Below are 24,543 nucleotides of genomic sequence, written 5' to 3'. Positions count from 1 at the left end.
ATGGACGCTATACGTGATCACGCTTGAGAGAGGCCCGGAGGGCTTCTACCGTCACAGGGCTTCATCGTAGATGAAGCAGGAGGCCCGGCACCTCAAGCCCCCCAGCCCAGCCGGGCCTCCCCAATCATTTTTCCGACTGTTCCCGCCACGCCTACATGGTGAGCAGATCAGAGGTTGGGCGGGAGCAGCGTAGCGGCGAATATCGATTGATCCGTCGCCCACGAGCGGAGTTCGGCCACTGGTCGGATCTCGGGCCTGGACGAGAAGGCGGGAGACAAGGCCGCTCCCGCCCTTGCCAGTTACCCATGCGCCCCGCATTCCAGCGCAATCGCCGTGCCGATAGCCAGGATCGTCTTGTACGTCTTCTCGATCGGATCGATCAGCGTGCGCGTCAGCGCGGCGTAGTTCGAGGGCGCGTCGCCTGGATAGGTGAAGGGCTCGGCCAGCGCGTAGCCTTCCATGTTCAGGGCGTTCACCGGATAGGCGTCGCGCAGCAGCGCCACGGCTTCGGAGATGCGCAGGCTGAAGATCAGCTCCATGATGTCTTCGCGCGAGATGTCGTTGCGGGTCGAGAATTTCGGCACGCGGGCGGCCATCAGGATGATGTGCTGCAAGAGAGCCAGGCGTACCGCCTGCAGCATGTCGAGACGCTCGCGGTTGTCGGAGACCGACTTGCCGAGTTCGAGGCCGGCGAGGTCCAGCACCCGGTGCAGGGTGATGGCGTCGAGGCGCAGCTTCACGGCCAGCTCGTTGAGCGAAGCGGCGCGGTCGTCCTCCTCCAGCAACTGGGTGATGAACAGGCAGGGCTCGGCCAGATGCGGCTCGGCGCCGGCATAGGGCCGCGTCGACCAGAAGGCGCGGTCGAACAGCGTCGAGAAGGCAGCCAGCGCCTTGATCGAGGAGCGGCGCTTCATATGGACGACATGCGAGGTCAGCCGGCGCAGGCGGTCCGACTTGGCGAAGGTTTCGATGAAGCGGTCCTCGTCGCCACGCAGCGCCGTGCCGAAGCCGGCGATCACCGTGGAGGGATGGCCGAGCTGCTGCAGGATGGCGTTGTGCGGAATGGCGCGGATGCGGCGCACCTGGTGCACCTCGCCGCCCGAGACGTCGAACTGGCGTCGCGATTTGCGCGAGCCGGTCTCGTTCAGCAGGCCCTGGGCGAAAGAGCCGAGCGCCCTATGATATGAGTGATCGTCGAGCAGCTTGCTATGAAAAGAGGCAAGCCGGCGGAAGAAGTCGAAGGAAAAGGTTGTGTTGGAATAGAAGGGATCGTTGGCCGATTGGTCGCGCCAGGCCACCTCCGCTTCCAAGAGCCGCGTGATGCAGGCGAGCGCCAGCTCCGGCGTCTCGAAATAGGTGAAGCCGTCGCCGCCCTGGAAGCTGATCTCGTGCTTGAGCGCGATGCCGCGGCTCTCGAATTGCCGCCGCGCCCAAGGGCTCATCACATAGAAGGCGCGATCCTCGAAATGGCCCTGGTGGGCGCCGCGGCCGGCGGACTCGCCATGGGTGTCGAAGATCAGCACCTCGACATCAGTGAGCTTGTGGCGCTCGGCGGCGCGGGCAAGCTGGCCGTGCAGGCGCTCGATGGCCAGCGCGGCCGTGATCTGGCCCATGAAGCGGCCGGAATCCGAAAAGCCGGTCTGGATCGCCAGCCTTCCGCGCCGGCGTACCGCCTGGCGATACTCCTCGATGCCGAAGAGCACGTCGAAGAAGCGCGAGGCGCTTTCGAGCGCGGTCGGCGTCTCGAACAGGGGCGAGACGTCGAGCTTGTCGTCCACGCCGAACAGGCGGGAGAAGTATACGGCCGCCATCACCGTGGCCGGCGCCTCGCATTCGGCGATGAGCAGGCGGATGGTGGAGTCGCGGTCGACATGCTTGAGGATCTGCGCCGCCAGCACGAACTGGCGCAGTGCCGTCTTCTGCTCGATGTCGACGGAACCGAAATTCACCGAAACCGGCTGCGCCTCGCGGATGAAGGTCGCCAGACGCTCCAGCATTGAACGGCTGGAAATGCTTTCTTCGGCCTCGATATCGAGGTGCTGGCGGATGGCATTGTGGAGCTGCGTGGAATTTATACGCATGTGGACTTCGCCGGCGCTGAAGCCGAGCGTCAGCATCTCGCTGCGCAGCGCGACGAGGTCGAGCGCGACTTCCTGCGGGGCATCGGCGATGGCGATGTCGATCAGGGCGATGTAGGGCCGCACGCTGGTGGCCGCATCAGGATGCGGTACCGTCAGCATGTCGGCGGCGTCCTTGAGCGCCGGCCGGTCGAGCGGATCCTTGCGGAAAGCGTCCAGGATGGCGGCATTCCAGGCACGGGTGCGCTCGATGCGGGCGGTCAGCTCGCCGAGGCGCTGGGCGGTCGGCGTATCGGTCTCGACCTTGGCGGCGATCCTGGCGATTTCGCCGAGATAGCGGTTGATCTGGTGATCCTTCTCGGCCAGGCGGAAGCGGAACGTGTCGATCCAGCGGATATCGGTGCGCCCGTCGAGGTCATAGCCGATCCAGGTACCGAGACCGGCATAGCCCACCGCGACCGAGCGCCACTCGGAGGAGCGGCGCTCGCGCAGCACGTCGGCGGCCGCGCGGGCGAATTCGGCAATCGCTGTCTTGGCGGCATCGAGAGCCGAGAGGGCGGCGGCGTGCTCGACGGCGAGGGTGATCGGGCTGTCCGGCGCCATCAGCGCGTCGGGCGGCGCCACGTCTTCGCCGCCGGCCATGCGAGCGAGCTTGTTGCGGTTCACGCTCGACAGGAGAAAGGTTGGATGGCCCGTGAAGACGATGCCGAGCTGGGTGCGGGCGAGGGGCGTTGCGCCGGAAAAGCCGCGGCGGCCGTCGGCGAGCAGGCGCTCGACCACGCGGCGCAGCGAGGCGCGGTTCCCGGCCATGTCCACCGGGCCGACATAGTCGTGCAAGGCCCGGGCGCGGGCCGCGAAGGTCTCCTGACCCAGCCGCAGCGCGAGCGCATCGAGATCGGCCCTGGTGATGCGGCCGGCTTCCAGATCGCGGGACAGTTCGAAGGCGAGCTGTGCCACCGGATTGTAGCGGGGCTCGTCGACGAGGCGGCCACGCGAACTGTCGAGCTTGGCGCGGCAGAGCGCTTCGAGTTCGGCAGCCCGGTCGACGCCATGATCCGGCAAGGTGGAATCCATCCGTTATACTCGTTCGTAGGGTTCTTCTTCAGGTCGTGCTTAGACCAAGTGTGCCTCCATATGGAGCAATTTTCGTGCCGCTTATTGTCGCTGCAGGTGGGTAATCTGTCTTAGCAGCGACGCAGCGCTTTGCATTTCAATCTCTGTGCGCTCAGGCCGGGCCATGACCGAGAGCCGCCAGCACGAAATCGAGGAAGGCGCGTACCTTGGCCGGTGGATGATGGCGGGATGGATAGAGGGCGTAGAGCGGATAGACCTCGTCCGGCCAGTCGGGAAAGAGATCCACCAGACGCCCGTCATCGATGAAGGATTGCGTGCCCAGGCCCAGGATCTGCGCGATGCCGGCGCCGGAAACGCAGGCGGTGAGCAGCGTGCCGGCATCGGACAGCAGCAGACGGCCCTTGGCGTTGACCGGCAGCACTTCCTTTCCCCGATGAAACTCCCACTCGAAAGGGCGGCCGGTGACCGGATCTCGGTATAGTATACACTCGTGTTCTTCGGTCTCGCGCGGATGTTTGGGCCTGCCGGCCTTCGCCAGATAGGCAGGCGAGGCCACCGTCACGATCCGTGTCTCCAGCAGTTTGCGCGCAACCACCGAAGATACCGAGAGTTCGCCGAAGCGCACGGCGACATCGATGCCATCGGCCACCAGATCGTCGGCCTGGCCCCGCGTGACCACATCGAGCTCCATCTCGGGATAGGTCCCCAGGAAGGCGTGGTAGTGCTGGGCCAGCAGCAGCCGGGAGAAATAGGGGTCGATATTGACGCGCAGCCGGCCGCGTACAGCGTGGGAGGCGCCTGCAACCAGGCTCGCGGCTTCCTCCATATCCGCCAGCAACGGCATGACCCGCTCGTAGAATTGCCGCCCCTCGTCGGTGAGGGAAACCGAACGCGTGGTGCGATCGAGGAGACGCACGCCGAGCCTGGTCTCCAGCCGGGCGATGGCGCGGCTGACCGCCGGCTGGGTCAGGCCGAGAGCCTCGGCGGCGCGGACGAAATTGCCCGTCTCGACCACGGACGCCAACACGCCGACGCCATTCACCAGACGCGTATCGAAGCTCATTGATAAATCCAGATCATTGATGTTCTGATATCTATGCATTCGAGTTATGATCTGTCCAGGCGCATACCCTCCTCATTCAATCGAGGAGACAGATGATGTTTGCCATCACAGGTATTTCGGGCCGCGTCGGCGGCACCACGGCGCAGGCCTTGCTGGACGCCGGCCACCCAGTCCGCGCCATCCTGCGCGACAACGCCAAGGCGCCGGCCTGGCGGGGGAGAGGCGCCGAAATCGCACTCGCCACCTTCGATGACGCGGATGCCCTGGCGGCGGCCTTCACAGGCGCCGAGGGCGTCTATGTCATGGTGCCGCCGGATTTCGATCCGGATGCGAATTTCTCCGGCGCCAGGGCAGCGGCCTCGGCCATCGCCGAAGCCGTGAAGCGCGCGCGCCCTGGCAAGGTCGTGGCGCTGTCTTCTATCGGTGGCCAGCACCCGCACGACACAGGCCTGATCGGCCAGACCCATATCCTGGAGCAGGCGCTGGCCGACAGCCCGGTGCCGCTGGCAATCCTGCGGCCGACCTGGTTCATGGAGAACTCGCTCTGGGACGTTGCTCCGGCACGCGAGACCGGCTGGATGCCGAGCTTCCTGTCACCGCTCGACAGGCAGGTGCCGATGATCGCCACCGCCGATATCGGCAGCGTTGCCGGCAAGACCCTGCTGGAGAGCTGGAGCGGACGGCGGGTGATCGAGATCGAGGGGCCGAGGCGCTACAGCCAGAACGAGATCGCCATGCTGCTTGGGCAGGCCCTCGGCCGCAAGGTCGAGGCCCGGCCGGTGCCGCGCGAGCAATGGGAAGCACTGTTCCGGAGCCAGGGCATGCAGCGGCCCCAGCCCCGCATCGAGATGCTCGACGGCTTCAATTCCAGCTGGATCGATTTCGAACAGAATGCGAGGGAGCACCTTATCGGGTCGACCAGCTTCGAGACCGTACTCGCCGGGCTAGTGAAGCAGGCGGCTTGAGGCGTGGAATTGGAGTGGCGGTCTCCGACCGCCATTCATGGTAACGAGATATCTTATATAAAGGGAAGGTGGCGGTCGGAGACCGCCACTCCGCGCTTGGCGCGCCTTGTTCGCTAAGCTCGCGATACTTTACCGCTTCGACTTCACGAAGCGCGCGAAGGCGTCGAGCGTTGCCTTGCTGACATGATGCTCGATGCCTTCCGCGTCGCGTCGTGCGGTATTCGCGTCGACGCCCAAGGCCAGCAGGAAAGCCTCGACGAGATGGTGGCGCTCGCGGCTCGCGTCGGCCAAAGCCTGGCCGGCTTCGGTGAGGAAGACGCCGCGATAGGGGCGCTGTGCCACGAAACCTTCGTCGGCCAGCCGCTTCAGCATCTTGGCGACGGTAGGCTGGGCGACGCCGAGGCGGGCGGCGATATCGACCTGGCGGGCTTCGCCGCCATCCTTGATCAGGTCGGCGATCAACTCGACATAGTCTTCGACAAGCTCGAGCCTGCGAGCCTCGCGCGCCTGCCGGAAACTTTCGACATGCACGACGGCATCGACCAGCCCGGCCTCTCCGATTGAAAGCGCAGCGGAACGTTTCATGCCGGCTCTCCTCGTCTCTCCGGTATTGCCCATTGGATATGCCTGAATCGGGGCGCCTTATCAATGCCAGCGATAAAATGCAGCCCAGGCGGTTCTCTATTGACTGAACTTTATATTATAGCATAAGCTATATTTATTGAATCGGTTCGAGAATGGAAGACCTGCGTTGGAGGATGGTATGAGCGGCGATGCGGCCGGCGCGGCGCAGGCAAATGGTGCGGCCTGGAGGGTGCTCCCCGACAGAGAGCTGCGGCCGAGCCTGGGCTCGATGAATGCCAGCGTGCCCGTGCCGAAGACCGGGCTGTGGTTGCGTCGTTTCCTCGCCTTTGTCGGGCCAGGCTATATGGTCTCGGTCGGCTATATGGATCCCGGCAACTGGGCGACCGATATCGCCGGCGGCTCCAAGTTCGGCTACACGCTGCTCTCTGTGATCCTGCTGTCCAATCTGATGGCGATCGTCCTGCAGGCGCTCGCGGCCCGGCTGGGCATCGTCACCGGCCGCGATCTCGCCCAGGCTTGCCGCGACCATTATTCCCGGCCAGTCAACATCATGCTGTGGCTCGCCTGCGAGCTTGCGATCATCGCCTGCGACCTCGCTGAGGTGATCGGCACTGCCATCGCCCTCAATCTGCTGTTCGGCATTCCCCTGATCTGGGGCGCCATCATCACGGCCGTGGACGTCTTCCTGGTGCTGATGCTGATGCAGCGCGGTTTTCGTGTGCTTGAGGCTTTCGTCATCGCGTTGCTGGTGGTGATCTTCTCCTGCTTCATCATCCAGATCGTACTGGCGGCACCGGCGGTCAAGGATATCGTCGGAGGCTTCCTGCCTCAGGCATCCGTGGTCACCAATCCGGAGGCGCTCTACCTCGCCATCGGCATCATTGGCGCGACGGTAATGCCCCATAATCTCTATCTGCACTCGTCCATCGTGCAGACGCGGGCCTATGAGCGGACCGAGGAAGGCAAACGCGCCGCCATCCGCTGGGCTGTCACCGACAGCACCATCGCCCTGATGCTGGCGCTGTTCGTCAACGCCGCCATTCTCGTCATGGCGGCTTCGGTGTTCTACAACAATGGCCGCACCGATGTGGAGGAGATCGGGCAGGCCTACCAGCTGCTGTCGCCGATGCTCGGCGTCGGCATCGCCTCGACGCTCTTTGCCATCGCATTGCTTGCCTCCGGCGTGAACTCGACGGTGACGGCGACGCTGGCCGGCCAGATCGTGATGGAAGGCTTCCTCCATCTGCGCATCCCGGACTGGGCGCGCCGGCTGATCACGCGCGGCCTTGCCATCCTGCCGGTGGTGGTGGTGACGGCGGTTTATGGCGACCGGGGCACCAACGACCTCCTGGTGCTCAGCCAGGTGGTGCTGTCGATGCAACTGCCCTTCGCCATCATCCCGCTCGTGCGCTTCGTCTCCGACCGTCGCAAGATGGGCGTCTTCGTGACGCCCACCTGGCTGACGCTGCTCTCCTGGGCGATCGCCAGCGTGATCCTGGTGCTGGACGTCAAGCTGGTGATCGATACGTTCACCGGGGCAGGGGGATAGGACGCCCCGGGGATCGCAGGCGTCTCGTCCAGAGGCACTAACCTTGCGGGGTGAGGCGGGGGTGGAGTGGCGATCTCTGATCGCCATTCTTGGAAACGAGGTGTTTTATACCGAAGGAAGATGGCAGTCAGAGACTGCCACTCCGTGTTTGGCGCAGCTCTGCCAGCAAAGTTAATTCCTGTGGGCGAGACGCCGGCGGTCCCGGGAGCGATACCCGGCGTGCCAGTCCTATTTCAAAACCCCGCCAACACCGACTTGCCGATCGCCTTGCCGCTCTCCACGCTCGCATGCGCGGCCTTGAGATTGGCGGCGTTGATCGTGCCGAAATTCTCCTTCAGCGTGGTGCGCAGCACGCCCTGGTCGACCAGCTCGGACACCCGATTCAGGATCTCGTGCTGGGCGATCATGTCGGACGTTTGGTAGATCGAGCGCGTGAACATCAGCTCCCAATGCACGCTCAGGCTCTTGCGTTTGAAGGGCGCGATGTCGAGCGTCTCGGGATCGTCGATCAGGCCCAGCCTGCCCTGGGGCCTGAGAATCTCGACGATGGCAGGCAGGTTCTGCTGCGTGGCGGTAAGGCCGGCGACATAGTCCACCTCAGGGATACCGAGAGCCTTCAGGCTCTCAGGCAGCGGCTTGTGGTGGTCGATGACGTGATGGGCGCCCATTTCCTTGACCCAGGCGGTCGTCTCCGGTCGCGAGGCGGTGGCAATCACGGTCAGGCCCGTGAGCTGGCGGGCGATCTGCGTGAGGATCGAGCCGACGCCCCCAGCGCCGTTGATGATCAGCAGCGTACCCTTGTCGGTCTTGTCCTCCGGCGGAATACCGAGGCGGTCGAACAGCAATTCCCAGGCGGTCACGGCTGTCAGCGGCAGGGCGGCCGCCTGTTCGAAGGAGAGGGAAGCGGGCTTGCGGCCGACAAGGCGCTCATCCACGGCCTGCAATTCGGCATTGCTGCCGGGGCGGTTCAGCGTGCCGGAATAGAAGATTTCGTCGCCGACCTTGAACAACTCGACATCCGGCCCGACCGCTTCCACCACGCCCGCAGCATCCCAGCCGATGACGCGCGCCTGTCCATCGGCGGGCTTTACGCCGGCGCGCACCTTTACGTCGACCGGATTGACCGAGATTGCCTTGACGCGCACCAGGAGATCACGCGGACCGGGCGCGGGGGCGGGAATGTCGAGATCGACCAGAGAGTCGGCTGCCGTAATCGGTAGCGGGTTGTAGTATCCGATGGCTTTCACAAGGCTTCTCCAGATTTCACAAGGCTTCTCCAAAATGCTCTTCTTGGAATGCATTCGGGTTGGAATGCCCGCACCCTGTTGTCTTGAACAGCAGAAGGAAAGCGAATAGTTCTTATTCAAGTCAGAAGATTTATGATTGGATGCGCGATGGCCTTGCCGGATATCGAGATCGATCTGCTGCGCGCCTTCGTGGCCGTCGCCGAGGCCGGCAGCATGACCGGTGGAGCCGAGATCGTCGGGCGGACGCAGTCGGCAGTCAGCCAGAAAATCATTCGATTGGAAGACCTTATAGGCAGACGCGTATTCGAACGTTCAAGTCGCTCGCTCTCGCTGACCGACGATGGCGAACGCCTGCTCGGCGCGGCCCGGCGCATGATCGAGTTCAATGACGAGACGATGCGGCAATTCATTTCGCCCTCGGTCAGCGGGCAGCTTCGTCTCGGCGTCACCGAGGATTTCATTCCCCAGCAATTGCCACGTCTCCTGGCGCGCTTCGCGCGGACCTATCCCGATGTCACGCTGGAACTGACGACGGGGATGAGCTGCGGCCTCTTGGCGCTGCTCGATAAGGGCGAACTCGACCTAGCCCTCGCCAAGAAGGACGGCGCTATGCAGCGAGGTCGTATCATCTGGCGTGAGCCGCTGGAATGGATCGCGGCCGAAAGCTTCGAAATCCCTGCCGACAAGCCGGTGCCGCTGGTGCTGCTGCCTCATCCCTGCAGTTATCGCGGCCTTGCTCTCGATACGCTCGAGGCCGCCGGCCGTTCCAGCACGATTTCCTGTACCGCGAGCAGCCTCACGGGCGTGCAGGCGGCAGTGGCGGGCGGCCTTGGCATCACGCTGCTCGGTCGTTCCTTCCTGCAGCCGGGTCTCAGAGTGTTCGCCGCTAGCGAAGGCTGGCCGCCGCTTCCGATGACCGAGATCGTGCTGCTTGGCGAGGAGCGCGCGCAGGATCATCTCGCCAAGGCGCTGGTGTCGTTCTTGACCGAGAGCCTGACGCGGTCAACGCTGCAGATAGCGGCGTAATCCTGGGAGCGCGGACATCCTGTCCGCTCTTGGAACCGCGGCGTTTTTAGTACTGGCGAAGCGTTTCCGAGATGCCGATCTGGAGATCGGCACACCGATAAGCGGCAAGCGCGGTGCAAACTGGTGTGCCGATCTCCAGATCGGCATGGAAACTCGGCATTGCAATTAATGCGAGCGGCCGTTGTCGCACTCCCAGGATCAGTTCGTATGCGCCAGCGCGAGCCTGGCGATACGGTCGGCCGTGTTGTCCTGTGAGCCGGCCTTGGCGGCGGCTTCGTAGAGGGCCTTGGCCTGGGCCGGATCAGCCTTGGAGGGATCCTTCACGATCAAAGGATCATAGGTCTCCGCCAGTGCGAACAGGGCGCGCGGATCGCTGCCGTTCCTGTAGGAGTCGAGCGCCTGGCGGGCGCCAATGATATCGCCCATCGTCGTCATCTCGCGCGCCGACTGCACGGCCTCGTCCACCTCATCGAGGGTAATGGCGACCGTGCTCACGCTCCGCGTCGCGGCAGGCGGGGTGGGATCCGGCAGCGACATCGGGGCGATGGCGCTCGGCGGCGGCGTTGGAGCAGAAGCAACCTGCGTGGAAGGAGCCGAGGCAGGCTGTGTCGGTGGCAGCGAGGCGTCAATCTTGGCATCCGCCGCGGGTGGCTTGGCCTCCGGCGTGGCGACGGCGACCTTGCTCTCAGGCGGAGCGGGCGGAGCGACGAGAGCACTCAGGGCCTGCAGCTTCTGCGGGTTCGACCAGACATAACTGCCGACACCGGCGATGCCGAGCGCGAGTGCAACCGAAGCGACCAGGGCCGCCGGGATCTTGAATTTGCCGCGACTGCCGAAACGGCCGCGCTTGTTGGCATTCGCGGCGGCGGGCTTGGCCGGCGTGGCCACACCGAAACGGGTGGTCGGCTTGCTGGTGGCTGCCGGAGCTGGCAGATCCACGACCCTGTCCTCTTTCACCACCGGCAACTTCATCCCGGCCGGCACGGCCTGGCTGGCATCCGGCGCCCTGGCGAGCAGGTCGAGGTCCTGGGGCGGCGCTGCGCCGGGGCTCGCCGTCGACATGCGCGGGCGTTCACGCAGCGGCGGCTGGCGGAATTCGAGATCATCGGCGCCGCTCTGGCTGAGCGGCTCACGCAAGGGCGTGTCCAGCGATGCGGCCTTCGGCATCTTGGGCAGCTCGGTCGGGGCCGTCTTGTCCAGTTCGGGCGCGATCTCGATGAAAAGCGCTTCGCCGAAATCGAGGCCGGTGTCACTGGAAGGCGGTTGAGGCTTGGATTCGGCTGCGGGATCTGCAGCCGGCAGGGAGATCGCCGGAAGCTCGGCCTTGGCGCTCTCGACAACGGCTACAGGCGTTTCCTCGACAGCCTCGGCAACCGGCTCCTCGATCGCTTCGACCGCAGGCTTGGGCGTCTCGACGGCAGGGGCCCTGGGCGGGCTTGTCTCCGCGACTTTCTGCGGGGAAGCAATGGCAACCAGCCGGCTGAGCGTCGCGGATTCCTGGGCTGGCTTCGGCTGGGGCGCGACGGGTTTGATGGCTACAGGGGCTGTCTCCGAGGCCGTTGGCGCATCATTTGCCGGCGTGGGAACGGCAAGACGCGGATCGCGCGCAGGGGCAGGCGAGGCAGAAAGCGATGGCAGCGACGCTGAAGGAGCAGCGGCCGGCTTCTCCTTCGAAGCCTGGGCGGCCAAACGAGCCGCCTCCATATGACGTTGAAAAGCCTCGCGAACTGCTGCCGCGAGCGCTACGTCTTTCTTCAGGGGTTCAGCCATTTCGTTCCCATCAAACGCTACCCTGGCACCCACTCGCGCGCCAAAAAACTGGTATCCCAGCCCCAGGGCCGGGAGAATAACGTCCCGGGGAGTGCCTGCGCAAACAATTTCTTTAACCATTTGTTAACGATTGTGGAGACGGGCGCTACCTCTTCGCCCCTGGAGTTCATGAATATGGTTAAGAAGCAGGGTCGGGACTTCTTTTCAAGGCTCCGGTCCTCGCCAGCTATGCTTGGCGCGAAGACGAGATGTGCGTTTGCAGGCGCGGGAATTTTTATGTTGCCGCTTTACCGTATGACGCTTTTGAACGATTGCTATGTCGCCTTTCGGCCAGAGCGCAACATGACGTTCGACCGGAAGCCCTGATCTCAGGGGTGTTCAGGAGGAAAGTCAGTGTCTCTTCAAAACCAGTTGCAGCGTATCACCGCTCCCCAGATCCGAGCCCGCAAGGGTGGAGAGCCTATCGTCACCCTCACTTCCTATCACACCCACACCACGCGCATCATCGATCCCTATGTCGACTGCATCCTGGTAGGCGACAGTCTGGGCATGGTGATGCACGGCATGGAAACGACCCTGTCGGTGACGCTCGACATGATGATCCTGCAGGGCCTGGCGGTCATGCGCGGCTCCGAGCATGCGCTCGTCGTCGTCGACATGCCGTTCGGTTCCTATGAAGAATCCCCGCAGCAGGCCTTTCGCAATGCCGTGCGTGTCCTCAAGGAGACCGGCTGCGGCGCCATCAAGCTCGAGGGCGGCGAGCGCATGGCCGAGACGATCCGCTTCCTCACGGGCCGCGGCGTGCCGGTGATGGCCCATATCGGCCTCACGCCGCAATCGATCATGGCGCTCGGTTCCTTCAAGGCGCAGGGGCGCGACGAGGCCGATTGGGCGCCGATCGAGAAGGACGCCCAGCTGGTTTCGGAAGCGGGCGCCTTTGCCGTCGTTATCGAGGCGGTGGCCGAACCGCTGGCGGCCAAGATCACCAAGGACATCCCCATTCCCACCATCGGCATCGGGGCTTCGCCGGCCTGCGACGGCCAGGTGCTGGTGCTGGAGGATATGCTCGGCCTCTCCGAGCGCGTGCCGAAATTCGTCAAGCGCTTCGGTTCGCTCGGCGATCACATCCGCGGCGCGGTGCAGGGCTATGTCGATGCCGTCCGGGACCGCAGCTTCCCCGCGCCCGAAAACACCTATGGCATGAGGAAGAAGTAAGGGGCGGCTGCTGCATCAGGAGCCTGTCTGAGGATCGCCAGCTGGTCGAAAGAGGCTAGGGCTTTGTCATGCCCGGGCTTGTCCCGGGCATCCAGCTACCTACCCGTCATGGCGCCACCCTGGATCACCGGGACAAGCCCGGTGATGACAAAAAGCCGAGGTTCTCGAGCTTCTTCCTGCCAGTTTGTTAGATTCGCTAAAGCGTTTTGCGATTTGACGGAATCGGCAAGAATCGCAAAGACGCGTCGAAACAAAGAGTTAGAGCAAAGCAGCGTTTGCGCCTAAACGCGCTTTGCTCTAGGGAAACAGGGGCGACCTGGAGGTCGACCCACCGCTACTGGAACGCCACTTCGTTGAAGCTGCGCAGCTTGCGCGAATGAAGCTGGCGCTTGTCCGTGTCGCGCAGCAGCGCCATGGTCTCCAGCCCGATGGCAAGGTGCTGGAACACCCGCTCCCGATAGAAGGAATCCGCCATGCCTGGCAGCTTCAGCTGGCCGTGCAGCGGCTTGTCGGAGACGCAGAGCAGCGTGCCATAGGGCACGCGGAAGCGGAAACCATTGGCGGCGATGGTCGAGGATTCCATATCCAGTGCGATGGCGCGGCTCTGGATGAAGGGCAGGTTCTGCACCGTGGAAGGACGCAGCTCCCAGTTCCGATCATCTACCGTCGCCACGGTGCCGGTGCGCATTACGCGCTTGAGGTCGTAGCCGGTGAGTCCGGTCACGCGGCCGACAGCCCGCTCGATGGCGATCTGGATCTCGGCCAGCGCCGGCACGGGCACCTCGCGCGGCAGGTCGGCGTCGAGCACCTGGTCCTGGCGCAGATAGGCGTGGGCCAGCACGTAATCGCCCAGCATCTGCGAGTTGCGCAGGCCCGCGCAATGGCCGAGCATCAGCCAGGCGTGCGGGCGCAGCACCGCGACATGGTCCGAGATGTTCTTGGCGTTGGACGGGCCGACGCCGATATTGATCATGGTGATGCCGGAATCATCGGCCCGCTTGAGGTGGTAGGCCGGCATTTGGGGCAGGCGCGGCGGGTGACGGCCGGGGGGTTCAGTCTGCGAGGTCTGTCCTTCGACTTCGGTGACGACATTGCCGGGCTCGACGAAGGCCGTGTAACCCGAGCCGAGCGAGCCGCCGTCCCCCTTGGCGAGGATGGTCTGGGCCAGGCGGACGAACTCGTCGATATAGAACTGGTAGTTCGTGAAGATCACGAAGTTCTGGAAATGCCGGGCCGAGGTGCCCGTATAATGCTTGAGGCGCATCAGCGAGAGGTCGATGCGCGGGGCCGTGAACAGCGCTAGCGGCCTGGCGCCGTCAGCCGAACGCACATCGCTGCCATTGGCGATGCGATCATCCAGGATGGTGAGATCGGGCACGTCGAAGATTTGTGGCATCACGGCGAGGCGCCCGTAATCGAGGCCGCCTTCGGCGTGATAATCCTCGCCCAGCGCGAAGTGGATGGGGATGGGGGTCGCGCTCTCGCCGACCTCGACCTCGGCTCCGGTGTTCTTGATAAGCAGTGCAATCTGCTCCTCAAGATAGCGACTGAAAATGTCAGGCCGCGTCAGCGTCGTCATGTAGGTGCCGGTATCGGCGACGAAGCCGAAGGGCGTGCGGGCATCGAGTTCCGGCAAAGTGTCCGTACCGACGCTGAGGAAAGGATAGTAGGCGCGCACGCGGTGCTGGAAATCCTTGCCTTTGGTGAAGGCGTCGAAGGCTTCTCGCAGTCGGGTGGTGCTGGATTCGTAAAGCTGCGTGATTGCCGCAACAGCCGCTTTTGCGTTGTCAAAGCGGCGGGGCTCAGTTGTCATTTCAGTTTTTAAGCCGCGAGGCGGCTCTCCCTTTTCGACCTTCTAGAGCAGCCTTCGTGACATCGCAACGACATCGCGCGGGAAATTAAGAAGACACGTTCGTGTCTTCGACACGGATTGCTAGGAATTTCGCGATATTGGGCTGAGGACAGCGCCATCGCCCCGGAGAACGGCCATGAATGCCAGACGAATCCTAGCCGCCATGCTGGCAGCGGCCCTTTTATTCGTCGGGATCACCGCTCTCCAGGCCCAGGAGACGGACGGCCAGAAGCAGGCCGTGGCGCTCCAGGCCGCGGTCGATGCCATGCAGAAGGTGCTGCAGCCTGGGCCGGTCGAGGTGAAGCTTGCAGGCCGGGCGAGCCTGCAGGTGCCGACAGGCGCCGGTTTCGTGCGCCAGCCCGAGGCCGGTGCATGGGCGAAGGTGGTGGGTTACGACAAGGATGTGAGCCTGCTCAATCCTGATCTGATGGGCATTGCGATCCCGATGTCCGAGGAAAACTGGGTTGTATTCATCAACTATCACGCCGGCACGCGCGTGGTGGACGACAGCGCGAAGGACTGGGACCCCGACGCCCTGCTGAATGCCCTGAAGGCAAGCAACGAGGCGGGCAACGTACCAAGGCAGCAGCGGGGAGAACCACAGATCGAGGTCCGCGGCTGGCTGGAAGCGCCGAAATATGACAGCGCTGCGCACAAGCTAATCTGGGCAACGAGCACTATCGAAAAGGGTGGCGATGCCGACGAGGGGACGGCCAATGTCCACGCCTATGCGCTGGGCAAGGACAGCTATTTCGAGCTCACCATGGTGTCTCCCGCCAATGAGGTCGTGTCGCATTTGACCATGGCGGAGGCTCTGCTTTCGGGCCTGCAATTCGGCGGTGGCCAGCAATATGGGGATGCCGTGTCTGGTGGAGACATCAAGGAGCGCAGCCTCACCAGCCTGATTGCAACGCTGCCTTCGAGCTTCATGGACAAGGCCACTGCCTTCGCTGCCGCCTATTGGCTGTGGCTGGCGATCGGCCTGGTGATCCTGATCATTGTTCTCGTCGGCCTGCCGCGTTTGCTGCGCCGCGGGGATGCGATGTGAGCAAGTCGACGGATCTCTCCCAAAAATGCCGCCATACCGCGATTTAATGGACGCAAATCGCTACCAAGTCTCTGTTTGCTTGACGGGACACCCCCCGTCCTCTAGGCCGATGGCGACAAATCGCGACATACGCGAGCAAGGGTACGAGCCGGGTCTATGACCGATATTTTCCAGGAAGTCAGTGAGGATATGCGCCGCGAGCGGGCGCAGAAACTCTGGGCGAAATATGGCAATTACGTCGTCGGCGCCGCAACCGCGGTCGTGCTCGGCGTGGCTGCCTTTGTGGCCTATCAGCGCTACGAGCAGCAGCAGGCCGATGCCCAGGGCGCTCGCTTCCAATCGGCGATCGCGCTTTCCCAAGCCGGCAAGACGGCTGACGCGGCCTCGGCCCTGAGCGCCCTGGCGAAAGACGGCAATGCCGGCTACCAGACCTTGGCACGCTTCCGCCTTGCCGCCGAAACCGCCACCGACAAGGTTGCCGACGGCATCAAGGCGTATGACGCCATCGCGGCCGATCCTTCCGTCGAGCCGCTGCTGCAGGGGCTCGCCAAGATCCGCGCCGGCTATCTGATGGTCGACACCGCTTCCTATGCCGACATCGCCGCCAAGATCGAGCCGCTCGCCGCGGCCGGCCAGCCCTGGCGCCATTCGGCTCGCGAGGTTCTCGGTCTCGCCGCCTGGAAGGCGAAGGACCTCACCAATGCCACCAAATGGTACCAGGCTGCGATCACCGACAAGGATGTCCCCGGCGGCCTGCGCCAGCGCGCCGACATGATGCTGCAGCTCATCGCAGCCGACCAGCCTTTCAAAGCTTCCTGAGTCATGCCGGTTTCCATCGCCATTGTCGGCCGACCCAATGTCGGCAAGTCGACGCTTTTCAACCGCCTGGTCGGTCGCAAGCTGGCGATCGTCGACGACCGGCCGGGGGTGACGCGCGACCGGCGTGAGGGCGATGCCCAACTGGGCAATCTCAATTTCAAGGTGATCGATACCGCCGGCCTCGAGGTCGCGGATGACGCGTCGCTCGCCGGCCGCATGCGGGCGCAGACCGAGGCGGCGATCGCCGAATGCGATCTCATCCTCTTCATGTTCGATGCGCGCATCGGCGTGACGCCGGCGGACGAGCATTTCGCCGAAGTCGCCCGACGCTCGGGCAAGCCGGTCATCCTCGTTGCCAACAAGACCGAGAGCCGCACCGGATTCCAGGGCGCCTATGAGGCCTATGCGCTCGGCCTCGGCGATCCCGTGCCGATCTCCGCCGAGCATGGCGAAGGCATGGCCGATCTTGCCGAGGCGATCGTCGAGATCGCACCGGCCACGGGCTACGAGCCGGTGCCGGAAGAGGCCGAGACCGATGCCGTGGTCAGCGGCGAGGAAGGCGAGGAAGAGGCGGTGACGCTCGATGCCGGCATCGCCAGGCCGCTGCGCGTCGCCATCATCGGCCGTCCGAACGCCGGCAAATCCACGCTGGTCAACGCCCTCATCGGCCACGACCGCATGCTTACCGGACCGGAGGCGGGCATCACCCGCGATACGATCTCGGTGGACTGGACCTGGCGCGACAAGACCATCAAGCTGTTCGACACCGCCGGTATGCGCAAGAAGGCGCGCATCGAGGACAAGCTCGAAAAGCTTTCGGTCTCCGATGGTCTGAGGGCCGTGCGCTTTGCCGAAGTCGTGGTGCTGCTGCTCGACAGCGAGACGCCCTTCGAGAAGCAGGATCTGCAGATCGCCGATCTCGTCGAGCGTGAGGGGCGGGCTCTCGTCATCGGCCTGAACAAATGGGACCTGGTCGAGAATCGCAACAAGGCGCTGGCCGATGCCCGCGAGATGTTCGAGCGCCTGCTGCCGCAATTGCGCGGCGCGCCGATCGTGACGCTCTCGGGCCTGTCGGAACAGGGGCTCGACCGCCTGATGGAGGGCTGCTTCCGCGCCTACACCACCTGGAATCGTCGCGTTCCCACCGCCAAGCTCAATCGCTGGCTCGGTGGCGTGCTTGAACACCATCCGCCGCCGGCCGTCTCGGGCCGCCGCATCAAGATACGCTACATGACACAGGTGAAGACGCGCCCGCCGCATTTCGCCGTGTTCGGCAACCAGCTCGACGCCTTGCCCGACAGCTTCCAGCGCTATCTTGTCAACGGCCTACGCGAGACCTTCGAAATGCCGGGCGTACCGATCCGCCTCAGCCTGCGCTCGCCGAAGAACCCCTTCGACAGGAAATAGCGTTCAAGCCCATCGGGCCGGCGCGCTGCCAAGGGGCGTGGCCGGCTTGTCCCAGGCCATGTCGATACCGTCAATCGCGATAGGTGGCCTGAGGCGCTTGGCCTCGCCCCAGAATGTCTTCTCGATCGCCGCCGCCTGATCGTCCTCCGTCTCGGGGGCGAGCGTCAACTGATCCTCGGCCGGGCCTGCATCGGCCAGGAGCTTCGCCATTCGCGCGAGGGACAAGCGGCTGCGCACGACCTCCCGCCTCGTGAGGCGTTCAGTGATGCCGCGAATGGCGGCGGCGGCCATCAGATAGCCGGTTGCATGGTCGAGGGCCTGGGCGGGCAGGGGAACCGGCCTGTCCGCCTGCTTCCACGCCATCCCGGCATCGGCGATGCCGCCGCTCATCTGGACCAGGCTGTCGAAGCCTCGGCGATCACGCCAGGGTCCGGACCAGCCATAGGCATCGAGGCTGACGTCGATCAGGCCCGGCGAGAGCGATTGGCGCCGTGCCTCGTCATAGCCGAGTGCCGCCAGCGCGTCGGCCCGGTAGCCATGCACCAGGATATCGGCGCCGGACAGCAATTCCTCGAAGACGGCACGGTCCTGCGGCCGCATCAGGTCGAGACGGGCGCACTGTTTGCCGAGCGTGACTTCCGGCACGACGGCCGGCTCGTCCCAATCCGGCGGATCGATACGCAAGACCTCGGCGCCGAAGCCCGCCAGGAAGCGCGTCGCCACAGGACCCGCCAGCACCCGGGTGAGATCGAGCACGCGCAGCCCCTTCAAGGGACGGCCGGGCTCGGGCCGCCAGTCGAGTTCGCTCCCTCGCAGGCAGGTGTCGCGCAGCACCAGCGGCTCGCTCGCGACCGCACTGCCTTGCTCGTGTTGCTGCCATTGCGGGAGCGAGCGCATCTCCGCGGCGCATCCGCCGGCCGCGACGATGGCCTGTTCGAGCGCGCCTTTGGCCCAGCCTCTGACAGCCGCCGCCATGGTGTCCTTGTCGTTGTGCTCCCCAAGAACCCGCTGGGCCGCCTCTCGATGCTGCGGGGCGTTGGTATGAAGGCGGATCCAGCCATCTTTCGCCTCGTAATCGCCAGCGATCGGATCCCAGGGCGCTGGCATGGTCCAGCCGACCGGACGCAGCGACCATAGGAACCAGAAGGAGGCGAGGCGGCGATCCACCGTTACCCTGGCAGGAGCACCCGTCGCGTTCCCGCTGAGTTCGGCCAGGGCCAGGCCGCTCGCGGCGATGGCGGCAGTAGCAAAGTCACTCACTTTGAAGGCCGATGGCAACTGGCCGCGGCCAGTCACGGTCACACTATCAAGCAGCGCTTCGCTGCCGCCGACGGCCTGCCACATCTCATTGAGGAACGACTGCGCCATCCCCCAAATTAGCGCCAAAGCAGAGGAAAGGCAGCGCAAAGCCGGTATGGCAGGCTTGCGTCAGGGGCACGGCTCGACGCCGTGGCAAGCCGGGACGCCTTATTCCGGCGAGCGGAAGCTGATGAACTTGCCCTCGCGCATGTCATAGATCTGGCCGGTCTCGGTCAACTCGGGGCTGGCGAGCAGCAGGATCGAGGGGGCGATCGTGGTCGGGTGGGGCAGGGTGTTGGCGTCTTCGCCCGGCATGGCGGCCGCACGCATATGGGTGCGGACCGGCCCCGGCGAGAAGAGGTTGGCGCGGACGGCGGAGTTCACCGTCTCGGCGGCGTAGGTCGCGACCAGGCTGTTGAGGGCGGCCTTGGTGGTGGCATAGAGGCCCCAATAGGCGGTCGATTTCCAGGCGGCGCCCGAGGTGATGAAGATGGCGCGTCCGGCATCGGATTTGCGCAGCAGCGGATCGAAAGAGCGGATCAAGCGCCAGTTCGCCGTGACGTTCACCGCGAAGACATTGTCCCAGTCCTTGGGCTCGAGATGGCCCAGCGGCGAAATCGAGCCGAGTGCACCGGCATTGCCGATCAGGATGTCGAGCTTGCCGTAGCGTTCGAACAGCGTGTAGCCAAGCCTGTCGATACCCTCGCCATCCTTGATGTCGAGGGGCACTAGACTGGCCGTGCCTCCCTTGGCGCGGATCTCGTCGTCGAGATCCTCGAGCGCGCCGACGGTGCGGGCCAAGGCGATGACATGGGCGCCGGCCTCGGCCAGCGCGACCGCGGTGGCGCGGCCGATACCGCGCGAGGCTCCGGTGACGAGCGCCAGGCGGCCTTTGAGAAGATCAGACATCGAGAACTCTTTGGAGGGGGTGATTTAATTGGCATGTACGATTGCGATTGCGAAGGTCACGCAGCCCCTCACCTCTATCCCTAGTCCACTCCGAAGGAGTGGACGATACCCGCGAGCGGGGCGAGGAGACTTCGAAGGCGCGCCTCATTATCAAAGCACCTCATCTCGCACAGCGGCTGGGCGAGACGAACGGCCAACGATCCAATCTCAACGATTGCGCCCCCTTCCTACGGGGAGAGGAGAGAGGAGAAGGGCAGCGCGACCTCTTACGCGAAGCCTCAGCTCGCCTCGGCCAACAGCGAGAATTGCTGCTTGGCGCCTTCGCCGACCACATCGGTGAGGAAGGTCGGATAGTCGCCGGTGAAACAGTGGTCGGTGAATTGCGGGCGGATCGGATCGCGCTGCTCATAGCCGCACGCCTTGTAGACGCCCTGCACCGAGAGGAAGGACAGCGTGTCGGCGCCCATATATTGGCGCATGGCTTCGAGATCCATGCGGGCCGCGAGCAGGTTCTCCTTGTCCGGCGTATCAATGCCGTAATAGTCGGGATGGGTGATGGGCGGGCTGGAGATGCGGAAATGCACTTCCTTGGCGCCGGCCTCGCGCATCATGCGCACGATCTTCACCGAGGTGGTGCCGCGCACGATCGAATCATCGATCAGCACGACGCGCTTGCCCTCGATCACGGCGCGGTTGGCGCTGTGCTTCATGCGCACGCCGAGCTCCCGGATCGACTGCGTCGGCTGAATGAAGGTGCGGCCGACATAGTGGTTGCGGATGATGCCGAGTTCGTAAGGCAGGCCGGCCGCCTGAGCATAGCCGATCGCCGCGGGGACGCCCGAATCCGGCACGGGCACCACGACATCGGCCTCGATGCCCGCCTCGGCGGCGAGCTGCGCGCCGAAGGCCTTGCGAACGTCATAGACGCTGCGGCCATGGACGATCGAGTCGGGTCGGGCGAAGTAGATATATTCGAAGATGCAGGGGCGCGGGGGAACGCGCGGGAAAGGCTTGATCGATTCCACGCCGTCCTTGGTGATGACGACGACCTCGCCATTCTCGATGTCGCGCACGAAATGGGCGCCGATGATGTCTAGAGCGCAGGTCTCGGAGGCCAGGATGTAACAGCCGTCGAGTTCGCCGAGCACGAGCGGGCGGATGCCGAGCGGATCGCGCGCGCCCACCAGCGTCTGGTTGGTGAGGCCGACAAAGGCGTAAGCGCCCTCGATCTGGAAGAGTGCGTCGATGAAGCGGTCGATGAACCTCTCGCGGGTCGAGCGAGCGACGAGATGGAGGATCACCTCGCTGTCGGAGGTCGCCTGGAAGATCGAGCCCTTGGAAATCAGCTCGCGACGCAGCGTCAGGCCATTGGTGAGGTTGCCATTATGGGCCACGGCGAAACCGCCGCCCTCAAGCTCGGCAAAAAGCGGCTGCACATTGCGCAGGATGGTGCCGCCCGTGGTGGAATAACGCGTATGGCCGATGGCTTGCGAACCCGGCAGGCGCTCGATCACGTCTCGCTTGGAGAAGGTATCGCCGACGAGGCCGAGGCGGCGCTCTGAATTGTAGCGGGCACCATCGAAGGTGACGATGCCGCAGGCTTCCTGGCCGCGATGCTGCAGGGCATGCAGGCCGAGCGCCGTGATCGCCGCCGCCTCGCTGTGTCCGAAGATACCGAACACCCCGCACTCTTCACGCAACCGATCGGCATCGAGATCGAGTTCGTCGGTTTCTGAGGCGGGTGTGGTCCCTGGGGCCTTAGCATTCACGGCATTGGCGTTCACTTGGGCTGCTCTCCAAACAGGGCGAGCGGCCCGGAGGTGATTTCCGGCCGCTCCGTATAAGGTCTAGATAGTATCATCGATCGGTATTTCTACCATGCAGGCGACTGTTCTGCAGGCATTAATGCAACACATTATTGTGCGGGCTGGGCCGGAGCGGCAGGCGCCGGGGCGGCAGGCTGGGTTTGCGGCGGAGTGGCACCTGCGGCATCCGGATCCGGCTCTTGCGTCGTGGTGTCGGGGCCGATCACCTCATTGGCGCGCAATTGCTTGAGGATGACGTTCTCCGGATCGTTCGGCAGCAAGGAGAGGATCCAGTCGCGCCCGGAAACCAGAATCTGGCGGGACTTGGCGTCCTGCACCCAGACCGGCTCGGACTTCGGCGGCACGAGATAGCTGAAGAAGATGAAGGCCACGATGGCCAGCAGCAGGCCGCGCGCCGCGCCGAACAGGAAACCGAAGGTGCGATCGACCGCGCCGATGCGACTGTCGAGGATCATGTCCGAGATGCGGATCGTGATGAAGGAGGCAATCAAAAGGATGATGACGAAGATGCCGGCGCCGGTGGCGATGCGGGCGATGGTATCGTTCTTGATATAGGGCGTGACGAAGGGCAGCACGCGAGAGAACAACAGCAGCGTCGCGACGGCAGCCGCGGCCCAGGCGGCGATCGCCAGGATCTCGCGGGTAAAGCCACGAACCATTGCAAGAAGGGCCGAGATCAGCATGACGCCAATGACGATCAGATCAAGCAAGGTTACGGGCATTGGCAATCGATCCTGATGTGAACAAGGCAGCACGAACCTTCAGGGCGTGTCGACACGCCCCAGGCCCGCGCGCCCCTCTATAACGACGCTTGCTTGCGGCGTCACCCTTTTGCTGCGGCGCAACGGGGAGTAATCACCGCTTATTGCGAGACCTTCGCGGGTTTTCGCTTCTGGCCTTCGCCGGAGGCGGCAATATCCGCAACAAGTGTCGCAAGTGAGGCAACCCCGTTGATGCGCATGCCGCTGTCGCTGCCCGACTCATTGCCGGGGACCGGGCAGACCGCGCGCTTGAAACCGAGCTTGGCAGCCTCCTTGAGGCGGGCGCCCATATGGGCCACGGGCCTGACGGAGCCGGAGAGGGAGACTTCCCCGAAATAGACGGCATCCGCGGGCAGGGGAGCGCCGGTGAGGGAAGAGATCAGCGCGGCGGCCACGGCGAGATCGGCGGCCGGCTCCTGGATGCGCAGGCCTCCGGCGACGTTGAGATAGACATCGTGCCCGCCGAGCCGCACGCCGCAATGGGCTTCCAGCACCGCCAGCACCATGGAAAGGCGGCTCGAATCCCAGCCCACCACGGCGCGGCGCGGCGTGCCCAGGCTGGTGGGAGCGACCAGAGCCTGGATCTCCACCAGCAAGGGGCGAGTGCCCTCCATGCCACCGAAGACCGCGGTGCCGGGAGAGCCGAGATCGCGCTCCGACAGGAAAAGTGCGGAAGGATTGGCCACTTCCTGAAGGCCGAGGCCGGTCATCTCGAACACGCCGATCTCGTCCGTGGCGCCGAAGCGGTTCTTGACGCCGCGCAGGATACGAAAATCGCGGCCGCCATCGCCTTCGAAGGACAGCACCGCATCGACCATGTGCTCGACCACGCGCGGGCCGGCGATCTGGCCGTCCTTGGTGACATGGCCGACGAGGATCACCGTGCTGCCCGAGCGCTTGGCATGGCGAATCAGGGCCTGCGCCGAGCCGCGGACCTGCGTGACCGTACCGGGCGCCGATTCCACCGTATCCGTCCACATGGTCTGGATGGAATCGATAATGACGAGGCGGGGAGGGACACCATGCTGGAGCGTGGCAAGGATATCCTCCACCGAGGTCTCGGAAGCCAGCTCGACTGGCGCCTCGGCGAGGCCCAGGCGTTCGGCGCGCAGGCGCACCTGCGCCGCTGCTTCTTCGCCGGAGATGTAGATGACGCGCGCCTTCTGCCGGGCAAGGGCGGCGCAGGCCTGGATCAGCAGGGTGGACTTGCCGATGCCGGGATCCCCGCCCAGCAGCAGGACCGACCCCTTTACGAAACCGCCGCCGGTGACCCGGTCGAGCTCGTTGATGCCGGAGACGAGACGGGGCGCTTCATCGGTGGTGCCTGTCAGGCTCTCAAGGGCGAAGACGCGTCCACGCCCGCGCGGGCGCTGCGAGGCCGGCACGGCGGCCACCGCGCTGGTTTCCTCGGCGATGGTATTCCATTCGCCGCAGGCGTCGCATTTGCCCTGCCAGCGTTGATAGACGGCGCCGCAGTTCTGGCAGATATAGGAGGAGGAGCGTTTAGCCATGCCCCTTCTTAGCGGTTGCGCCGAGTCTGATCAAACCTCACAAGTGGGATAAGGCAAATTATGTTATCTATTGAAATCTAAAGAGTTTACGAAAAATCCTGTTCGCGGGATCCGTGTCGAAGCAAGTGCACCGCTTGTCGTCGGCATTCGGCGCTCCCAATATCAGGTCATCGACAGTCCCTCGGATCAACCGCGCCATGTCCCGACCGCTCACCGTCACCATCCCGCATAATCTCGGCCGAGAGGTTGCGCTCAAGCGCATAAAGGATGGTATCGTCCAGCTGCGTTCCACCTATGCCGGGCAGTTCACCGTGCTGGACGAGACCTGGACCGGCGACAAGCTCGATTTCCGCATCTCCGCTTTGAAGCAGACCGTAAGCGGCAGCATCGAGGTGGCGGAGACCACCGTTACTGTGAGCGTCATGCTGCCGCTTTTTCTCGCCATGCTCGCCGAGAAGGCCAAGGCCGCCATCCAGCATCGCGGTCAGCTCATGCTCGAAAAGAAGTAGTCGCCGTCACGATACTCCTCATGGTTGTAT

The 24,543-nt window shown here is 64.3% G+C and carries 20 protein-coding genes; 9 read left to right on the top strand and 11 right to left on the bottom strand.

Going from position 1 to position 24,543, the window contains the following annotated elements; translation table 11 throughout:
* Nucleotides 1-299: 299 nt before the first annotated feature.
* Nucleotides 300-3,152 (bottom strand): phosphoenolpyruvate carboxylase, encoded by a 2,853-nt coding sequence (locus QQL24_RS17020; protein WP_284313481.1) that lies wholly within the window; start codon nucleotides 3,150-3,152, stop codon nucleotides 300-302.
* A gap of 151 nt (nucleotides 3,153-3,303) precedes the next feature.
* Nucleotides 3,304-4,215 carry a LysR family transcriptional regulator gene (locus QQL24_RS17015; protein WP_284313480.1) on the bottom strand — a complete coding sequence of 304 codons (912 nt, stop codon included), beginning with the start codon at nucleotides 4,213-4,215 and terminating at the stop codon, nucleotides 3,304-3,306.
* A 95-nt stretch (nucleotides 4,216-4,310) separates the two neighbouring features.
* Between QQL24_RS17015 and QQL24_RS17010 the strand changes: the two genes are divergently transcribed.
* On the top strand, nucleotides 4,311-5,180 hold the full coding sequence (locus QQL24_RS17010) for an NmrA family NAD(P)-binding protein (protein WP_284313479.1): 870 nt from the start codon (nucleotides 4,311-4,313) through the stop codon (nucleotides 5,178-5,180).
* Nucleotides 5,181-5,309: 129 nt separating this feature from the next.
* Here the strand turns inward: QQL24_RS17010 and mntR are convergent, their stop codons facing one another.
* Nucleotides 5,310-5,765 carry a manganese-binding transcriptional regulator MntR gene (gene mntR, locus QQL24_RS17005; RefSeq protein WP_284313478.1) on the bottom strand — a complete coding sequence of 152 codons (456 nt, stop codon included), beginning with the start codon at nucleotides 5,763-5,765 and terminating at the stop codon, nucleotides 5,310-5,312.
* Nucleotides 5,766-5,943: 178 nt separating this feature from the next.
* Between mntR and QQL24_RS17000 the strand changes: the two genes are divergently transcribed.
* Entirely contained in the window at nucleotides 5,944-7,314 is a 1,371-nt protein-coding gene (locus QQL24_RS17000) for an Nramp family divalent metal transporter (RefSeq protein WP_284313477.1), read from the top strand.
* 233 nt (nucleotides 7,315-7,547) lie between these two features.
* Here QQL24_RS17000 and QQL24_RS16995 read toward each other — a convergent pair whose 3' ends face one another.
* Nucleotides 7,548-8,561, bottom strand: coding sequence for a zinc-binding alcohol dehydrogenase family protein (locus QQL24_RS16995; RefSeq protein WP_284313476.1), 1,014 nt, complete (start codon nucleotides 8,559-8,561; stop codon nucleotides 7,548-7,550).
* Between the two features lie 147 nt (nucleotides 8,562-8,708).
* On the opposite strand from QQL24_RS16995, the gene QQL24_RS16990 reads away from it, so the two are divergent.
* The gene (locus QQL24_RS16990) at nucleotides 8,709-9,587 is read left to right on the top strand and encodes a LysR substrate-binding domain-containing protein (RefSeq protein WP_284313475.1); all 879 of its coding nucleotides are present in this window, start codon (nucleotides 8,709-8,711) and stop codon (nucleotides 9,585-9,587) included.
* Between the two features lie 198 nt (nucleotides 9,588-9,785).
* On the opposite strand, the gene QQL24_RS16985 is transcribed toward QQL24_RS16990, so the two are convergent.
* Nucleotides 9,786-11,276: a hypothetical protein gene (locus tag QQL24_RS16985; protein WP_284313474.1), complete on the bottom strand. Its 1,491-nt coding sequence runs from the start codon at nucleotides 11,274-11,276 to the stop codon at nucleotides 9,786-9,788.
* 15 nt (nucleotides 11,277-11,291) lie between these two features.
* Here QQL24_RS16985 and QQL24_RS16980 point away from each other — a divergent pair, with 15 nt between their 5' ends.
* Both QQL24_RS16980 and panB read left to right on the top strand, forming a co-directional pair.
* Nucleotides 11,292-11,723 carry a hypothetical protein gene (locus tag QQL24_RS16980; RefSeq protein ID WP_284313473.1) on the top strand — a complete coding sequence of 144 codons (432 nt, stop codon included), beginning with the start codon at nucleotides 11,292-11,294 and terminating at the stop codon, nucleotides 11,721-11,723.
* Nucleotides 11,724-11,750: 27 nt separating this feature from the next.
* Nucleotides 11,751-12,572, top strand: a complete 822-nt coding sequence (gene panB, locus QQL24_RS16975; RefSeq protein ID WP_284313472.1) for a 3-methyl-2-oxobutanoate hydroxymethyltransferase — start codon at nucleotides 11,751-11,753, stop codon at nucleotides 12,570-12,572.
* A gap of 334 nt (nucleotides 12,573-12,906) precedes the next feature.
* On the opposite strand, the gene QQL24_RS16970 is transcribed toward panB, so the two are convergent.
* Entirely contained in the window at nucleotides 12,907-14,385 is a 1,479-nt protein-coding gene (locus QQL24_RS16970; protein WP_284313471.1) for an AMP nucleosidase, read from the bottom strand.
* Between the two features lie 175 nt (nucleotides 14,386-14,560).
* Between QQL24_RS16970 and QQL24_RS16965 the strand changes: the two genes are divergently transcribed.
* The 3 genes from QQL24_RS16965 (at nucleotide 14,561) to der (ending at nucleotide 17,698) form a co-directional block, all read left to right on the top strand.
* Nucleotides 14,561-15,472: a DUF2167 domain-containing protein gene (locus tag QQL24_RS16965; RefSeq protein ID WP_284313470.1), complete on the top strand. Its 912-nt coding sequence runs from the start codon at nucleotides 14,561-14,563 to the stop codon at nucleotides 15,470-15,472.
* Between the two features lie 156 nt (nucleotides 15,473-15,628).
* Nucleotides 15,629-16,291 (top strand): tetratricopeptide repeat protein, encoded by a 663-nt coding sequence (locus tag QQL24_RS16960; protein WP_284313469.1) that lies wholly within the window; start codon nucleotides 15,629-15,631, stop codon nucleotides 16,289-16,291.
* 3 nt (nucleotides 16,292-16,294) lie between these two features.
* Entirely contained in the window at nucleotides 16,295-17,698 is a 1,404-nt protein-coding gene (der, locus tag QQL24_RS16955) for a ribosome biogenesis GTPase Der (RefSeq protein WP_284313468.1), read from the top strand.
* Nucleotides 17,699-17,701: 3 nt separating this feature from the next.
* Here der and QQL24_RS16950 read toward each other — a convergent pair whose 3' ends face one another.
* The 5 genes from QQL24_RS16950 to radA all read right to left on the bottom strand — a co-directional run bounded on the left by QQL24_RS16950 (nucleotide 17,702) and on the right by radA (nucleotide 24,004).
* Nucleotides 17,702-19,066: a CoA transferase gene (locus QQL24_RS16950; protein ID WP_284313467.1), complete on the bottom strand. Its 1,365-nt coding sequence runs from the start codon at nucleotides 19,064-19,066 to the stop codon at nucleotides 17,702-17,704.
* 99 nt (nucleotides 19,067-19,165) lie between these two features.
* Nucleotides 19,166-19,906: an SDR family NAD(P)-dependent oxidoreductase gene (locus QQL24_RS16945; RefSeq protein WP_284313466.1), complete on the bottom strand. Its 741-nt coding sequence runs from the start codon at nucleotides 19,904-19,906 to the stop codon at nucleotides 19,166-19,168.
* 278 nt (nucleotides 19,907-20,184) lie between these two features.
* The gene (purF, locus tag QQL24_RS16940) at nucleotides 20,185-21,675 is read right to left on the bottom strand and encodes an amidophosphoribosyltransferase (protein ID WP_431310702.1); all 1,491 of its coding nucleotides are present in this window, start codon (nucleotides 21,673-21,675) and stop codon (nucleotides 20,185-20,187) included.
* Nucleotides 21,676-21,821: 146 nt separating this feature from the next.
* Nucleotides 21,822-22,454: a CvpA family protein gene (locus QQL24_RS16935; RefSeq protein WP_284313465.1), complete on the bottom strand. Its 633-nt coding sequence runs from the start codon at nucleotides 22,452-22,454 to the stop codon at nucleotides 21,822-21,824.
* 140 nt (nucleotides 22,455-22,594) lie between these two features.
* Nucleotides 22,595-24,004 carry a DNA repair protein RadA gene (gene radA, locus QQL24_RS16930; RefSeq protein WP_284313464.1) on the bottom strand — a complete coding sequence of 470 codons (1,410 nt, stop codon included), beginning with the start codon at nucleotides 24,002-24,004 and terminating at the stop codon, nucleotides 22,595-22,597.
* Nucleotides 24,005-24,201: 197 nt separating this feature from the next.
* Between radA and QQL24_RS16925 the strand changes: the two genes are divergently transcribed.
* Complete coding sequence (locus QQL24_RS16925) at nucleotides 24,202-24,513, top strand: polyhydroxyalkanoic acid system family protein (protein ID WP_284313463.1); 312 nt, start codon at nucleotides 24,202-24,204, stop codon at nucleotides 24,511-24,513.
* The last annotated feature ends 30 nt before the right edge of the window (nucleotides 24,514-24,543 follow it).

It is taken from the genome of Labrys miyagiensis, from assembly GCF_030160835.1.
Taxonomy (GTDB): domain Bacteria; phylum Pseudomonadota; class Alphaproteobacteria; order Rhizobiales; family Labraceae; genus Labrys; species Labrys miyagiensis.
This window is presented reverse-complemented; position numbering and strand designations above follow the sequence as displayed.

What these genes read in the sequence shown, in the direction of transcription:
- QQL24_RS17020 (WP_284313481.1), bottom strand. Translation starts at nt 3,152, where the DNA reads ATGGATTCCACCTTGCCGGATCATGGCGTCGACCGGGCTGCCGAACTC.
- QQL24_RS17015 (WP_284313480.1), bottom strand. Translation starts at nt 4,215, where the DNA reads ATGAGCTTCGATACGCGTCTGGTGAATGGCGTCGGCGTGTTGGCGTCC.
- QQL24_RS17010 (WP_284313479.1), top strand. Translation starts at nt 4,311, where the DNA reads ATGTTTGCCATCACAGGTATTTCGGGCCGCGTCGGCGGCACCACGGCG.
- mntR (WP_284313478.1), bottom strand. Translation starts at nt 5,765, where the DNA reads ATGAAACGTTCCGCTGCGCTTTCAATCGGAGAGGCCGGGCTGGTCGAT.
- QQL24_RS17000 (WP_284313477.1), top strand. Translation starts at nt 5,944, where the DNA reads ATGAGCGGCGATGCGGCCGGCGCGGCGCAGGCAAATGGTGCGGCCTGG.
- QQL24_RS16990 (WP_284313475.1), top strand. Translation starts at nt 8,709, where the DNA reads ATGGCCTTGCCGGATATCGAGATCGATCTGCTGCGCGCCTTCGTGGCC.
- QQL24_RS16980 (WP_284313473.1), top strand. Translation starts at nt 11,292, where the DNA reads ATGACGTTGAAAAGCCTCGCGAACTGCTGCCGCGAGCGCTACGTCTTT.
- QQL24_RS16970 (WP_284313471.1), bottom strand. Translation starts at nt 14,385, where the DNA reads ATGACAACTGAGCCCCGCCGCTTTGACAACGCAAAAGCGGCTGTTGCG.
- QQL24_RS16965 (WP_284313470.1), top strand. Translation starts at nt 14,561, where the DNA reads ATGAATGCCAGACGAATCCTAGCCGCCATGCTGGCAGCGGCCCTTTTA.
- QQL24_RS16960 (WP_284313469.1), top strand. Translation starts at nt 15,629, where the DNA reads ATGACCGATATTTTCCAGGAAGTCAGTGAGGATATGCGCCGCGAGCGG.
- der (WP_284313468.1), top strand. Translation starts at nt 16,295, where the DNA reads ATGCCGGTTTCCATCGCCATTGTCGGCCGACCCAATGTCGGCAAGTCG.
- QQL24_RS16950 (WP_284313467.1), bottom strand. Translation starts at nt 19,066, where the DNA reads ATGGCGCAGTCGTTCCTCAATGAGATGTGGCAGGCCGTCGGCGGCAGC.
- QQL24_RS16945 (WP_284313466.1), bottom strand. Translation starts at nt 19,906, where the DNA reads ATGTCTGATCTTCTCAAAGGCCGCCTGGCGCTCGTCACCGGAGCCTCG.
- QQL24_RS16935 (WP_284313465.1), bottom strand. Translation starts at nt 22,454, where the DNA reads ATGCCCGTAACCTTGCTTGATCTGATCGTCATTGGCGTCATGCTGATC.
- radA (WP_284313464.1), bottom strand. Translation starts at nt 24,004, where the DNA reads ATGGCTAAACGCTCCTCCTCCTATATCTGCCAGAACTGCGGCGCCGTC.
- QQL24_RS16925 (WP_284313463.1), top strand. Translation starts at nt 24,202, where the DNA reads ATGTCCCGACCGCTCACCGTCACCATCCCGCATAATCTCGGCCGAGAG.